Origin of the sequence: Mesorhizobium sp. WSM4983 (genome assembly GCF_029625765.1) — a bacterium.
GTDB lineage: Bacteria > Pseudomonadota > Alphaproteobacteria > Rhizobiales > Rhizobiaceae > Mesorhizobium.
On the sequence record NZ_JARTVM010000001.1, the window covers coordinates 243,857 to 258,121 of the forward strand.

At 62.0% G+C, this 14,265-nt stretch carries 13 protein-coding genes and 1 tRNA gene; 1 reads left to right on the forward strand and 13 read right to left on the reverse strand.

Going from position 1 to position 14,265, the window contains the following annotated elements:
• Positions 1 to 398: 398 nt before the first annotated feature.
• Positions 399 to 474: transfer RNA gene (locus P9254_RS01315), tRNA-Lys, on the reverse strand.
• A 285-nt stretch (positions 475 to 759) separates the two neighbouring features.
• On the opposite strand from P9254_RS01315, the gene P9254_RS01320 reads away from it, so the two are divergent.
• Positions 760 to 1,215 (forward strand): BA14K family protein, encoded by a 456-nt coding sequence (locus P9254_RS01320; protein ID WP_066992550.1) that lies wholly within the window; start codon positions 760 to 762, stop codon positions 1,213 to 1,215.
• Between the two features lie 67 nt (positions 1,216 to 1,282).
• Here the strand turns inward: P9254_RS01320 and P9254_RS01325 are convergent, their stop codons facing one another.
• The 12 genes from P9254_RS01325 to P9254_RS01380 all read right to left on the reverse strand — a co-directional run bounded on the left by P9254_RS01325 (position 1,283) and on the right by P9254_RS01380 (position 14,235).
• On the reverse strand, positions 1,283 to 1,762 hold the full coding sequence (locus tag P9254_RS01325; RefSeq protein WP_067319793.1) for a DUF6882 domain-containing protein: 480 nt from the start codon (positions 1,760 to 1,762) through the stop codon (positions 1,283 to 1,285).
• Between the two features lie 32 nt (positions 1,763 to 1,794).
• Positions 1,795 to 3,288, reverse strand: coding sequence for a glycerol kinase GlpK (gene glpK / locus P9254_RS01330; protein WP_067319790.1), 1,494 nt, complete (start codon positions 3,286 to 3,288; stop codon positions 1,795 to 1,797).
• 90 nt (positions 3,289 to 3,378) lie between these two features.
• Positions 3,379 to 5,109, reverse strand: coding sequence for an ABC transporter substrate-binding protein (locus P9254_RS01335; RefSeq protein ID WP_127247986.1), 1,731 nt, complete (start codon positions 5,107 to 5,109; stop codon positions 3,379 to 3,381).
• A gap of 77 nt (positions 5,110 to 5,186) precedes the next feature.
• Positions 5,187 to 5,474 (reverse strand): DUF2160 domain-containing protein, encoded by a 288-nt coding sequence (locus tag P9254_RS01340; protein WP_067319787.1) that lies wholly within the window; start codon positions 5,472 to 5,474, stop codon positions 5,187 to 5,189.
• 3 nt (positions 5,475 to 5,477) lie between these two features.
• A complete protein-coding gene (locus P9254_RS01345; RefSeq protein WP_066992537.1) occupies positions 5,478 to 6,386 on the reverse strand; it encodes a carbohydrate ABC transporter permease in 909 nt (302 codons plus the stop codon).
• 1 nt (position 6,387) lies between these two features.
• Positions 6,388 to 7,254 carry a carbohydrate ABC transporter permease gene (locus tag P9254_RS01350; protein WP_066992534.1) on the reverse strand — a complete coding sequence of 289 codons (867 nt, stop codon included), beginning with the start codon at positions 7,252 to 7,254 and terminating at the stop codon, positions 6,388 to 6,390.
• Entirely contained in the window at positions 7,255 to 8,322 is a 1,068-nt protein-coding gene (locus P9254_RS01355) for an ABC transporter ATP-binding protein (RefSeq protein WP_278054122.1), read from the reverse strand.
• Between the two features lie 10 nt (positions 8,323 to 8,332).
• Complete coding sequence (locus P9254_RS01360; RefSeq protein WP_278054120.1) at positions 8,333 to 9,412, reverse strand: ABC transporter ATP-binding protein; 1,080 nt, start codon at positions 9,410 to 9,412, stop codon at positions 8,333 to 8,335.
• A gap of 39 nt (positions 9,413 to 9,451) precedes the next feature.
• Entirely contained in the window at positions 9,452 to 10,978 is a 1,527-nt protein-coding gene (gene glpD, locus P9254_RS01365; RefSeq protein ID WP_067319781.1) for a glycerol-3-phosphate dehydrogenase, read from the reverse strand.
• A gap of 126 nt (positions 10,979 to 11,104) precedes the next feature.
• Complete coding sequence (locus tag P9254_RS01370; RefSeq protein ID WP_066992523.1) at positions 11,105 to 11,872, reverse strand: DeoR/GlpR family DNA-binding transcription regulator; 768 nt, start codon at positions 11,870 to 11,872, stop codon at positions 11,105 to 11,107.
• 111 nt (positions 11,873 to 11,983) lie between these two features.
• Positions 11,984 to 13,411 (reverse strand): pyridoxal phosphate-dependent decarboxylase family protein, encoded by a 1,428-nt coding sequence (locus tag P9254_RS01375; protein ID WP_278054118.1) that lies wholly within the window; start codon positions 13,409 to 13,411, stop codon positions 11,984 to 11,986.
• A gap of 92 nt (positions 13,412 to 13,503) precedes the next feature.
• Positions 13,504 to 14,235, reverse strand: coding sequence for a peptidase (locus tag P9254_RS01380; protein WP_066992517.1), 732 nt, complete (start codon positions 14,233 to 14,235; stop codon positions 13,504 to 13,506).
• Positions 14,236 to 14,265 lie beyond the last annotated feature (30 nt).

Sequence of the window (14,265 nt, forward strand, 5' to 3'; positions counted from 1 at the left end):
GCAAGCCGCATGCCGAGCATGAGTGTCTCTGCGCAAGCGATCTTGCGGAACCTGGCAGTCAGAATTCACGGAAGGCTGTTGAGCCTAGGCGGAAGGCAGCAGCGGCGCCGGCAGGGTCGCTTTGGGAAGAACTCGCCGGGCGAGGCCCCCAACAACGGCCTTCAAGCCCGACGAGCTGCCGGGGATCAAGCCGGCCATGTCTGGGTGCAAAGCCGATGCCAAGCATTCCCGTCCTGAAACGAGACAGGAAGACCAGATGCCACCTGGTCGGGTCGTTTCGGCTGCCGGGCTTTCTCGGTCCCAATCACGAATTGGGCAGCCACAGGTAAAGCGGGGCGTCAAAAGCGGTCTGCCCGTTTCGCAGCCAAAGCTTATCTCGTTGAAATGGCTTGGAAATTTGGTGAGCGCGATGGGATTCGAACCCATGACCTACTGATTAAAAGTCAGTTGCTCTACCGGCTGAGCTACGCGCTCCCGCGGGCTCAAAACGCCGCCCTCGAAATTGCGCGGAACATAGGGAGAGTGCCGCGACCGGTCAACCGGAAAAACACCGGCTTCCAAGGCGGATTTTTGAACGGATTCCAAGGGAGCGCTTAAGGTGGCCGGGAGAAGCGTTCGGTGCCTCCACCAATCACCCGGACCCGGGCCGCTTCAGAAAGCCCTACGATAACAACAGGTTGATGGAGATGCGGGAACCATTGCAACCCAGGCTCGTTTCGCAACACAGGGACGATTACCAAACCCTTGAGGAGTACATCGATGAAAAGGATCGCATCAGGCCTGATGGCAGCCGCCCTCTCGGCGTCGTTCATCGCGGCGGAGATGGTGCCGGTCAACGCTCAGCCGGCCTATGTGCCACAATCCCAGGGCCTCTGGTCGGATGTCCAGACCGTGCAGTATCGAGATTGGAGACGACACCGCAGCTTCAACCGCGATTTCTCGCGTCGGGACGGCGTCGTCTACTGGAATGGCCATCGCGGCTACCGTGAATATCGCCGCGGCTATCGCCGGCATGGCGATTATTGGTTCCCGCTCGCTGCCTTCGCCACCGGCGCGCTGATTACCGGCGCCATCATCAACAGCCAGAACCGCGTCTATCGTGGCGGCGATGCGCATGTGCAGTGGTGCTATGACCGTTATCGGTCTTATCGCGCCTCGGACAACACTTTCCAGCCCTACAACGGCCCGCGTCAGCAGTGCGTTTCGCCCTACTGACAGCCTCCAGTCAGTATCCAGGGTCGTTGACCGAGCCCGTGCCGCAAGGCACGGGCTCTCTGTCCATTCAGCTGGCCCAGTTGACGCTTTTCAATATCAGGTACAGGCCCCCGCCTTCCCCTCGCGGTGAGCGATAGGCTCCGAGCGCGTTGCAAATCCGAACCATGGCACCGGTCAGTCCCCAACCAAGCGCTTCGAGGTCATCGGCCACGTCGAGCACATAAGCCTGCGCCAGTTCGTCTATGCCCTTCTCCTCGCCGAATGACCGAACCAGTTTGGCGTCGCTGAGAAGGTCGCCCGGCAAATTTGAATTTGCCCAAGCCCATAGCCAGTTGTCCGCCTTGGCGCTTGTAGAGCCGGCAATCTGTATGTGAGCGACCACCTTGACGACACCATCTGCCGAAAAAAGCAGTTTTCCGGTGGTTAAGTCATAGTCGTAGCGCTGCCAGCTGCCGAGGCGGAATTCATCCTCCAAACGATGGTTCTTGGCGTTCAGTTGGTCGAAAGCCTCGTCACGCCATGCGGGGTACCAGTCCGGATGCTTCATGCCCCCTCGCCTTGCCGTGTCTCCCGCGCCCCTCATTGCACACTCAGCGTCCTGCGCACTGCGTCGCGCCAGCCACTCAGCTTGGCGGAACGGGTGGCGGCGTCCATATCCGGCTTGAAGCGCTTATCGAGAGCCCAGGTCTTGGCAAACTCCTTCGCCTTCGGCCACACGCCGGCTTTGGATCCGGCAAGCCAGGCGGCACCCAGCGCGGTCGTTTCCAGGATGGTCGGCCGATCGACCGGCGCGTCGAGGATGTCGGCCAACCTCTGCATGGTCCAATCCGATGCGACCATGCCGCCGTCTACCCGCAGCACGGTCTTGGCGGAAGCGCCCTTCCAATCCTTGCGCATGGCGTCGAGCAGGTCGCGCGTCTGGAAGGCGACGGATTCGAGCGCCGCGCGCGCGAACTCGGCCGGGCCTGAATTGCGCGTCAGGCCGAAGATCGCGCCGCGGGCATCCGCGTCCCAGTGCGGCGCGCCCAGGCCGACAAAGGCCGGCACCAGATAGACTTGTTGCGCCGGATCGGCGGTCGCCGCCAGCGCGCCGCTCTGCTCGGCCTTGCCGATCACCTTGATGCCGTCGCGCAGCCATTGCACGGCGGCACCCGCAATGAAGATCGAGCCCTCCAGCGCATAGGTGGTCTTGCCGTTCAACCGATAGGCGATGGTGGTCAAGAGCCGGTTCTTCGAGCGCACCAGATCGGCGCCGGTGTTCAGCAGCGCGAAGCAGCCGGTGCCGTAGGTGGACTTCATCATGCCCGGCTCGAAACAGGCCTGGCCGATGGTCGCTGCGTGCTGGTCGCCGGCGACCCCGAGAATCCTCATCTCGGCGCCGAAAAGGCTCTTTTCTGTGACACCGAAATCATCGGCGCAGTCCTTCACCTGCGGCAGGACCGCGGCCGGTATGTTCAGGATGGACAGCAGCTCGTCGTCCCAGACATTCTTCTCGATGTTGTAGACCAGCGTGCGCGAGGCGTTGGTGGCATCGGTGGCGTGTACCTTGCCGCCGGTCAGGCGCCAGATGAGAAAACTGTCGATCGTGCCGGCGAGCAATTCGCCTTTCTCGGCGCGCTTTCTCGCGCCCTTCACCTTGTCCAGCATCCAGGCGATCTTGGTGCCGGAGAAATAGGGATCGAGCAGCAACCCGGTCTTTTTCGTGAACGTCTTCTCCAGCCCTTGCTTCTTGAGCTTCTGGCAAAGCGGCGCGGTTCGTCTGTCCTGCCACACAATCGCGTTGTGGATCGGTTTTCCCGTCGCCTTGTCCCAGATGACCACCGTCTCGCGCTGGTTGGTGATGCCGATCGCGGCCATATCCGATGCTGCGCAACCGGCAGCCTTCAGCGCCGCCTTCACTGTCGCGAGCACGCTTGCCCAAATGTCTTCCGGATCATGCTCGACCCAGCCGGAAGCCGGATAATGCTGCGTGAATTCCTGCTGGCCCGTGCCGGCGACTTTCATTTCGCTGTCGAAGACGATCGCCCTGGTCGAGGTCGTTCCCTGGTCGATGGCCAGCACAAAACCGCTCATTCCGTCCCTCCACTTCTCATGCAACAGGGGAGACGGCCAAGCCGCCTCCCCTGCATTTCCTACACAGGCTCGCGGGCCTGCGTCATGCAGTTACTGCTGCTGCCAGCTCTTCACCAGCTCGTCGTAGTTGATGGTGATCGGCTTTTCCTTTTCGTTCTCGATCTTCAACTGCGGCGCAAGGTTGCCCTTCGAGACCGCGTCCTTGTTCCAGTATTCGAGATCATGCTCTTCGGCCATCTTCGGGCCGATATCGCCCTGGACGCCCGACTTTTCGATGCGGCTCATGACCTTTTCCTGCTCGGCGCAAAGCGAGTCCATCGCTTCCTGCGCGGTTTTGGCGCCCGACGACGCATCGCCGATCGCCTGCCACCAGAGCTGAGCGAGCTTCGGATAGTCAGGCACGTTGGTGCCGGTCGGCGACCACTGGACGCGGGCCGGCGAGCGGTAGAACTCGATCAGGCCGCCGAGCTTCGGAGCGCGCTCGGTGAAGCTCTTGTCGTGGATCGTGCTCTCGCGGATGAAGGTCAGGCCGACATGGCTCTTCTTCACGTCGACGGTCTTCGAGGTGACGAACTGGGCGTAAAGCCAGGCGGCCTTGGCGCGGTCGGTCGGCGTCGACTTCATCAACGTCCAGGAACCCACGTCCTGGTAGCCGAGCTTCATGCCGTCCTTCCAGTAGACACCATGCGGCGACGGCGCCATGCGCCACTTCGGCGTGCCGTCGTCGTTCAGCACCGCCTTGGCGCTGGCGTCGACCATCGAGGCGGTGAAAGCGGTGTACCAGAAGATCTGCTGGGCCACCCCACCCTGCGCCGGAACCGGGCCGGATTCGGAGAAGGTCATGCCCTGCGCTTCGGCCGGAGCGTAGGCCTTCAGCCAGTCGAGGTATTTCTGGATCGAGTAGACGGCAGCCGGACCATTCGTGTCGCCGCCGCGCGCGGTGCAGGAGCCCACGGGCCGCGAATTCTCGTCGACCTTGATGCCCCATTCGTCGACCGGCAGGCCGTTCGGAATGCCCTTGTCGCCGTTGCCGGCCATGGACAGCCAGGCGTCGGTGAACCGCCAGCCGAGCGACGGGTCCTTCTTGCCGTAGTCCATGTGGCCGTAGACCTTCTTGCCATCGATTTCGCGGCCGGTGAAGAACGCGGCGATGTCCTCATAGGCCGACCAGTTGACGGGAACGCCGAGGTCGTAGCCGTACTTGGCCTTGAAGTCGGCCTTGTTCTTCTCGTCGTTGAACCAGTCGTAGCGGAACCAGTAGAGGTTCGCGAACTGCTGGTCCGGCAGTTGATAGAGCTTCTTGTCGGGCGCCGTCGTGAACGAGGTGCCGATGAAGTCCTCCAGGTCGAGATTCGGATTGGTGACGTCCTTGCCGTCGCCTTCCATCCAGTCGGTCAGGTTGCGCACCTGCTGGTAGCGCCAGTGCGTGCCGATCAGGTCGGAGTCGTTGACCCAGCCGTCATAGAGGTTCTGACCGGTCTGCATCTGGGTCTGGATCTTCTCGACGACGTCACCTTCCTGGATCGTGTCGTGGGTGACCTTGATGCCAGTGATGGCCGAGAAGGCCGGCGCCAGCACCTGCGATTCATAGGAATGGGTGGCGATGGTTTCCGACACGACCTTGATGTCCATGCCGGCAAACGGCTTGGCTGCGTCGATGAACCACTGCATTTCCTTTTCCTGATCGGCGCGCGAAAGCGTCGACAGATCACCTATCTCCTTGTCGAGAAAGGCTTTTGCCTCGTCCATACCGGCATAGGCGTTACCTACGCCCAGCAATAGTGCAATGGCTGTCGTTGATGTAAAAATTTGCCGTCGCATGTGTTTCCTCCAGTCTTAGGTTGCAAGTGCGATCTGGAGCGGCCGCAGGCACGCGGCCGCTCCAACTATTTCCCCCTCTATACGTATCGGAATACGCCGATCGCGTAGACCACGGAGAGAGCGAGAGCCCACCACAGGTTGGGTCCAACGAGACCCAGCCAAGCGAGATGGATAAAGGCGCTGCCGAGCAGCGACAGGAAGAGGCGGTCGCCGCGCGTCGTTTCGAAGCGCAGGATACCGACGCGCGGATTGCCGCCCGGCGAGGCATATTCCCAGGCCGCCATGCCGACCAGCAGCAGCAATACGGTTCCGAAGAAAGCCGCCGTCGGCAACGTCCACGCCATCCAGGAGAAGTCGAGGTTCATCGATCACACCCTCCCCAGGGCGAAGCCCTTGGCGATATAGTTGCGCACAAACCAGATCACCAGCGCGCCGGGGATCAGCGTCAGCACGCCGGCTGCGGCGAGCAGCCCCCAGTCCATGCCGGCGGCCGAGACGGTGCGGGTCATGGTGGCCGCGATCGGCTTGGCGTCGGTCGTCGTCAGCGTGCGGGCGATCAAAAGCTCCACCCAAGAGAACATGAAGCAGAAGAAGCAGGCGACACCGATGCCGCTCGCGATCAGCGGCATGAATATCTTTACGAAGAAGCGCGGGAAGGAATAGCCGTCGATATAGGCGGTCTCGTCGATCTCCTTCGGCACCCCGGACATGAAGCCTTCCAGGATCCACACCGCCAGCGGCACGTTGAACAGACAGTGCGCCAGCGCCACCGCGATATGCGTGTCGATCAGGCCGAAGGCCGAATAGAGCTGGAAGAACGGCAGGGCGAACACCGCCGGCGGCGCCATGCGGTTCGTCAACAGCCAGAAGAACAGGTGCTTGTCGCCGAGGAAGCGGTAGCGCGAGAAGGCGTACGCCGCGGGCAGCGCCACGGCCACCGAGATCACCATGTTCATCACCACATAGGTGATCGAATTGATGTAGCCCGAATACCAGGACGCATCGGTGAAGATGGTGCGGTAGTTTGCCAGCGTCGGATTGTGCGGGAACAACGTCAGCGACGAGACGATCTCCGCATTGGTCTTGAAGCTCATGTTGATGAGCCAGTAGATCGGCAGCAGCAGCACGACGATGTAGAGTGTCGGCACAATCCACCACCAGCGCGATTCCTCGCCCCGGCGCCGCATCAGCTTCGCCACCTCGTCCTGCGAAAGGGTGCTGCCTACCTCGGTGACCGCCGCTTCGCTTACGCGTGTCGTCTCGTTTGCGCTCGCCATCTCAGCGCTCCGCGTCGTAGTTGGTCATCACGGTGTAGAACACCCACGACAACAACAGGATGATCAGGAAATAGACCAGCGACATGGCCGCCGCCGGACCGAGATCGAACTGACCGAGCGCCATCTTGACGAGGTCGATCGACAGGAACGTGGTCGAATTGCCGGGACCGCCGCCGGTGACGACGAAGGGCTCGGTATAGATCATGAAGGAGTCCATGAAGCGCAGCAGCACCGCGATCAGCAGCACGCGCTGCATCTTCGGCAACTGGATGTAGCGGAACACCGCCCAGCGCGAGGCGCCGTCGATCTTGGCCGCCTGGTAGAAGGCGTCTGGGATCGAAACCAGGCCGGCATAGCAGAGCAGCACGACCAGGCTCGTCCAATGCCACACGTCCATGATGATGACGGTGACCCACGCGTCGATCGGATCCTGGACATAGTTGTAGTCGATGCCGAATGCGTTGACGTAGTAGCCGAGCAGGCCAATGTCGTTGCGGCCGAACACCTGCCAGATCGTGCCGACAACGTTCCATGGGATGAGCAGCGGCAGCGCCATCAGCACCAGGCAGACCGGCACGCCCCATCCCTTCTTCGGCATGTTGAGCGCGATGAAGATGCCGAGCGGCACCTCGATCGCCAGGATGATGAAGGAGAAGATCAGGTTGCGCGCCATCGCTTCCCAGAAGCGGTCGGACGCCAGCAACTCCTCGAACCACTCGGTGCCGGCCCAGAAGAAGACATTGTTGCCGAACGTGTCCTGCACCGAATAGTTGACGACGGTCATCAGCGGAATGACGGCCGAGAAGGCCACCAGCACCAACACCGGCAGGACGAGGAACCAGGCTTTGTTGTTCCAGGTCTTTTCCATCTACGCCCCCATCTCGACGCGCCATGAATCGGCATAGATGTTGATGCCGGCCGGATCGAAGCGGACCCTGGGTTCGGTCGGCACCTCATCGTCCTCGCCGATGACGGCGGCGATCTCTTTGCCCTCGAGATTGGCGCGAACCACCTTGTGGCGGCCAACATCCTCGACCTTGCTGACGGAAACCGCCATGCCTTCGCGGCCGAGCCGGACATATTCGGGACGGATGCCGAGCTCGACGGGACCGGCTTCGGCCTTGGGTGCGCCCGGCAGTTCGATGCGCTGCGAGCCGAGCAACGCCGTCCTGCCTTCGAGCGCAACCGGAAGCACATTCATGCCCGGCGAACCGATGAAATAGCCGACGAAGGTGTGGCGCGGCCGCTCGAACAGCTCGGCCGGCGTGCCGATCTGCACGATCTCGCCGTCATACATGACCACGACGCGGTCGGCGAAAGTCAGCGCTTCGGTCTGGTCGTGCGTGACATAGACCATGGTGTAACCAAACCGGCGATGCAGCTGCTTCAGCTGCGAACGCAGCACCCATTTCATATGCGGATCGATGACGGTGAGCGGCTCGTCGAACAGGATGGCGTTGACGTCCGAGCGCACTAGTCCTCGACCGAGCGAGATCTTCTGCTTCTGGTCGGCGGTCAGCCGGCGCGCCTTCCGGTTCGCCATCGAGGCGAGATCGATCATGTCGAGCGTCTCGCGCACCTTGCGGTCGACATCGGCCTCCGGCACGCGGCGGTTGCGCAGCGGAAAGGCCAGATTGTCGTAGACGGTCATGGTGTCGTAGACGACCGGGAATTGGAACACCTGGGCGATATTGCGCTCCTGCGTCGACAGATTGGTCACGTTCCGGCCGTTGAACAGGAGCTGGCCGTGCGAGGGATGGAGCAGCCCCGAGATGATGTTGAGCAAGGTGGTCTTGCCGCAGCCGGACGGCCCGAGCAGCGCATAGGCGCCGCCGTCCTCGAAGGTGTGATGCACTTCCTTCAGCGCGAAATCCGAATCCTTCTTTGGATTGGTCAGGTAGGAGTGGCGGATGTGGTTGACGTCGATGCGTGCCATCGCTCCCTCCTCAAGCCGCCAGCTTCGACGCAGTCACCGCGCGGCCGTTCTGGTCGAAGACCATGATGTGGCGCGGGTCGATGAACACCTCGACCTCGTCGTCGGTCTCGAAATCGAGGATGCCGTGCGCGAGCATCACCCAGCGCGCGTCGGCGAAGTCGAGATGGACGAAGCTTTCCGAGCCGGTGATCTCGGTGATGGTGACCTTGGCCCGCACCGGCACGGCGCCGGGGTTGGGACGCTCCAGCGACAAATGGTGCGGCTGGAAGCCGATCGTGTAGCTGGCATCCGGAATGCCGAGCAGTTCGGGCGGCACCGGCAGCTTCACGCCTCCTTCGAGAAGGAAGTCCGATCCCTTCTTGGCGAGCACAATGGTGTTGAGCGGAGGGTCGGCGAAGGTCCGCGCCGTCACCAGGTCGACCGGCTTGCGGAAAACCTCGACGGTTGGGCCGAACTGCGTGACGCGACCTTCCGAAAGCGTCGCGGTGTTGCCGCCGAGCAAAAGCGCCTCGTGCGGCTCGGTCGTGGCATAGACGAAGATCGTGCCCGCCGCGGCGAAAATCTTCGGCAATTCGGCGCGCAACTCCTCGCGCAGCTTGTAGTCGAGATTGGCGAGCGGCTCGTCGAGCAGCACCAGGCTGGCGTTCTTGACGATGGCGCGGGCAAGCGCCGTGCGCTGCTGCTGGCCGCCCGAGAGGTTGAGCGGCGTGCGGTCGAGATAGGGCGTGAGCTTGAGAAGTGCCGCAGCGTCGCGCACCTCCTTGTCGATCCTGGCCTGTTCGATGCCGGCAACCCGCAGCGGCGAGGCGATGTTCTCGTACACCGTCATCGCCGGGTAGTTGATGAATTGCTGGTAGACCATGGCGACGTTGCGCTTCTGCACCGGCTGTCCGGTGACGTCCTTGCCGTCGAACCAGACGGAGCCCGAAGTTGGCGCATCGAGCCCGGCCATCAGCCGCATCAGGCTGGTCTTGCCGGAAAGCGTCGGCCCGAGCAGGACATTCAGCGAGCCGTGCTGAAGCGTCAGCGACACGTCGCGGATATGCTCCTGCGCGCCGACCGTCTTCGTCACGTTCCTCAATTCCAGCATCACGCCTCCTCCCAGGCCTTGCGCATCAGCGCTCGATCCTCATTCCGCCGCGGCGACATGGCGGCTGCTCAACCCGCGCATGAATTCTTCCAATGCCGCCGTCTGCTCGCGGCTGAAATGCAGGCCGCGTTTGGTCCTGCGCCACAGCACGTCCTCGGCGGTGATCGCCCACTCGTTCTCGACCAGGTAGCGCACCTCGGCTTCGTAGAGGTCGGCACCGAAATTGCGGCCGAGATCGGCATTCGACTTGGCGAGGCCAAGCAGCTTCTCCGCGCGCGTGCCGTAAAGCCGGGTCAACCTGCGTGCCAGCCGTTGGTCGAGGAACGGATAGGCGTTCTTGAGCCTCGATACCTGCTCGTCGAACCCGGTCGCCGGAAAATCGCCGCCGGGCAGCGGCGCGTTGGCGGTCCATGGCTTGCCGCGCTTGCCGAGAAAGCCTTCGATCTTCTCCAACATCGATTCCGCCAGCCGGCGGAACGTGGTGATCTTGCCGCCGAAGGCGTTGAGCAAGGGGGCGGCACCCTCCCCGCCATCGGCCTTCAGCACATAGTCGCGCGTCGCCTCCTGCGCCTTCGAGGCGCCGTCGTCATAAAGCGGGCGCACCGCCGAATAGGTCCAGACGATGTCCGAACGCTTGACCGGCTGGGCGAAATATTCGCTCGCGGCGGCGCAAAGATAGTCGATCTCGGTATCGCTGATCTTCACCTCATGCGGATCGCCGGGAAAGTCGCGGTCGGTGGTGCCGATCAGCGTGAACTCTTCTTCGTAAGGAATGGCGAAGATGATGCGTCCGTCCTTGTTCTGAAAGAAATAGGCGCGCGGATCGTCGAACTTCTTGCCGATGACGATGTGGCTGCCCTGCACCAGCCGAACATTGTGCACATCGTTCTGGCCGACGGTTTTTGCCAATACCTGATCGACCCACGGCCCGGCGGCGTTGACGAGAAGACGCGCGCGGACTTCCTCGATCTCGCCGGTCAGCACGTTCTGGATCTTGATCGTCCACAGCCCGCTCTCGCGGCGCGCGCTGACCACCTTGGTGCGAGTGCGGATGACGGCGCCGCGGTCGGCCGCGTCGCGGGCATTGAGCGCCACGAGGCGGGCATCGTTGACCCAGCCGTCCGAATATTCGAACGCCTTGCGGAACAGCGGCTTCAGCGGCTTGCCGGCCGGATCGGTGGCCATGTCCAGCGTCTTGGTCGCCGGCAGCAGCTTGCGCCCGCCGATATGGTCGTAAAGGAAAAGGCCGAGCCGGATCAGCCAGGCCGGACGCAGGCCCTTGGCGTAGGGCAGCACGAAGCGCATCGGCCAGATGATATGCGGCGCGTTCTTCCACAGAACCTCGCGCTCCATCAGCGCTTCGCGCACCAGCCGGAATTCGTAGAACTCGAGATAGCGCAACCCGCCATGGATCAGTTTGGTCGAGCCGGAGGAAGTCCCGCTGGCGAGATCGTTCATCTCGGCGAGGTATACGGAAAATCCGCGGCCAACGGCGTCGCGGGCGATGCCGCAGCCATTGATGCCGCCGCCTATGACAAAAATGTCATGGATCGGAGATGCGTCCACAGGGTTCCTCCACGATTTCGCATTGCACCATTTTTGTGTTTCGCGAAACCGTGGCGGGATTATTTCGAACTCGATCCGAATGTCAAACGAAATATCACAGGTGCGTGAGATGTCCGTGAAGAGACGTTATCCGAGCGCTGTCTCGATCAAACGAACCTCCGTTTCCTCGCAAATCCGGCGCACCGAAGGGATGTCGCAACGGTCGGTGATGAAGGTGTTCACCTGCGACAGGTGACCAATGCGAACCGGCGCCGTGCGCTCGAATTTTGTCCGGTCGGAGACGAGAATCACATGACGCGCATTGGCGATGATGGCCTGCGCCACTTTCACTTCGCGAAAGTCGAAGTCGAGCAGCGCGCCGTCATGGTCGATGGCCGAGGCGCCGATGACGGCGTAGTCGACTTTGAACTGGCGAATGAAATCCACCGCGGCCTCACCCACGACGCCGCCGTCGGAGCCGCGCACAACGCCGCCGGCGATCACCACCTCGATCGAAGGATAGATCCGCATCCTATTGGCAACGTTGATGTTATTGGTGATCACCATAAGCCCGTTATGGTCGAGAAGCGCCTTTGAGACAGCTTCCGTCGTGGTGCCTATATTGATGAACAGCGAGGCGTTGTCGGGAATGAGCCTGGCCGCCGCGCGGCCGATCGCTTCCTTCTCATCGGCAGCGATTTTGCGCCGCGCCTCGTATTCCATGTTCTCGATGCCGGACGGAAACAGCGCCCCGCCATGGATGCGCGTCAGCAGCCGCTGGTCACAGAGATCGTTGAGGTCCTTGCGGATGGTCTGCGGCGTCACGCTGAAATGTGTCGCCAGGTCGTCGACCAGCACCCGGCCGTTGTCCTTCGCCATCTGGATGATCTCGGCGTGGCGTGGCGAAAGGAACATCCGCTATCCTTCATTTTCGTTTTTTCCGTCTATATCGGAAAACGAAAGTGATGGAAAGGGACAAGCCGGCTAACGAAATTCACCTTCTCGCAAAGACAAACCGGTCCGCAATCAGTTTGCCGCCTCAAGGGTAAGCGGGCGCGCAATCTCTGTGACGACATCGAAGGCCGCATCAATATCGCCGACCGTGGTCTCGAACTGTCCCGCCTGAAAGCGGATCGCCACCCGGCCATCGACGCGCGTCTGCGTTAGATAGATGCGTCCGTCCGTGTTGATGGCATCGACGAGACGCAAATTGTGCTCGTCTGGATCGGCACCCTGAGGGGCGCGATGGCGGAACGAGAACAGCGACAGCATGGGCTCGGTGACGAGCTCGAAATCCGCTTCCCCGGCCAGCCGTGCGGCAAGGCCCTCGCTCCAGGCTACATGGTTTCGGATCATCTTGCGCAATCCTTCCAGTCCGTGGGCGCGCAGCAGGAACCAGAGTTTCAGCGCACGGAATCGGCGGCCAAGCGGCACCGACCATTCCGAATAGTTGATGACGCCGTCATGACCTCTGGTCTTGAGATAGTCCGGCTTGATGGCCAGCGTGCGCACAAGGTCTTCCGGTTGGCAGACGAACTGGATCGAGCAGTCGAATTGCGCGCCGAGCCACTTGTGCGGATTGAAGACGATGGAATCGGCGCTCTCGACACCGGCCCAGAAATGCCGGTACTCCGGGCAGATCATCGCCGACCCGGCCCAGGCCGCATCGACGTGCAGGTAAAGGCCGTGCCGCTTCGCCACGGCCGCTACGGCAGCGATGTCGTCGGTGCCGCCGGTGCTGGTGCCGCCGACGCAGGCGACAATGCCCGCCGGCAGCAGGCCGGCCTCGCGATCGGCGATAATTGCCGCCTCGAGCGCCGCCGTATCCATCGCGCGAAAACGACCGGTTACCGGGATACGGATGAGATTCTCCTCGCCGATGCCGGCGACCCAGATCGCTCGGTCGATCGAGGTGTGAACCTGGTTGGAGCAATAGACACGCAGCTTCGCCTGGCCGGCGAGACCTTGTCTGTTTCCCTGCCAGTCAAGCGCCCGCTCGCGCATGGTGAGCACCGCGGCAAGCGTCGCCGACGAAGCCGAATCCTGAATGACACCGGAGAATCCTTCGGGCAGGCCCAGCGCCTGGCGCATCCAGTCGACGATACGCGTCTCGAGCTCTGTCGCGGCCGGCGAGGTCTGCCACAGCATGCACTGCGCGGCCATCGCCGACACGAGATACTCGGCCACCACCGAGACCGGAGCCGCGTTGGCCGGGAAATAGGCGAAGAAGCGCGGATGCTGCCAATGCGTCATCCCGGGCACGATCTTCGTTTCGAAATCGGCGAAGATTTTTTCCATCGGCTCGGCCGTCTCGGGCGGCGACTCTTCGATGCTCCTGAATATGTCGCCGGGCGCGATCGCCGGCCGCACCGGACGATCGCGCAGGCTGGACCGGTAGTCCACGCCCCAATCCGCGGCTCGCCTCGACCAATCGCGGAATTCTTTCTTGTCCATGTATCCTCTCAGCAGCCGCCGGACCTTGATCGGCCCGCCACTTCCACCTTTAATTAACATGTTAAATATAATGCGCTTCGTAGGCGAACGCCCTAGCCGGGAAAATCGGGCAGGCTGGCGAAGGCCGCCTTTAGCGCGTTGGACCAGCCATCCGATATGGTTCGGTAATATTGGTCGTCATGACCGATCCGCTTCTTCAGGCCGACCTTGAAAGCATCCAGTTCCAGGAAGAGCAGGTCGAGCGGCAGGCCGACCGACAGGTTCGACTTCAGCGTCGAGTCGAAGGAGACCAACAGCAGCTTCACCGTCTCGGCCAGGCTCATCGTACGGTCATAGGCACGGATGATGATCGGCTTGCCGTATTTGGTCTCGCCGATCTGGAAGAATGGCGTGTCGTCGGTCGACTCGATGAAATTGCCCTCGGGATAGATCATGAACAGCCGGGGTTGGCTGCCCTTGATTTGGCCGCCGAGGATGAAGGAGGCGTTGAAATAGGAATCCGCCTGATCGCCGGCGGGCGAAGAGTGTGCGATCACCTCTTTCACCGTCTCGCCGACCAGCCGCACCGTCTGGTACATTGACGGGGTCTCGAGCAGCTTCTCGTGACGGTCGCCGGCCGCCTTGTTGCGCTCGTCCAGCAGGCTGACCACGGCTTGCGTCGTGGCAAGATTGCCTGCAGACATCAGCACGATGACGCGCTCGCCAGGCTCTTCCCAGACATGCATTTTCCTGAAGGTCGAAATCGAATCCATGCCGGCATTGGTGCGCGTGTCCGACATGAACACGAGTCCACGATCGATCTTGAGGCCGACGCAATAGGTCATGGTCGCTCTTCTGGTGAATCTTGGCAGAGA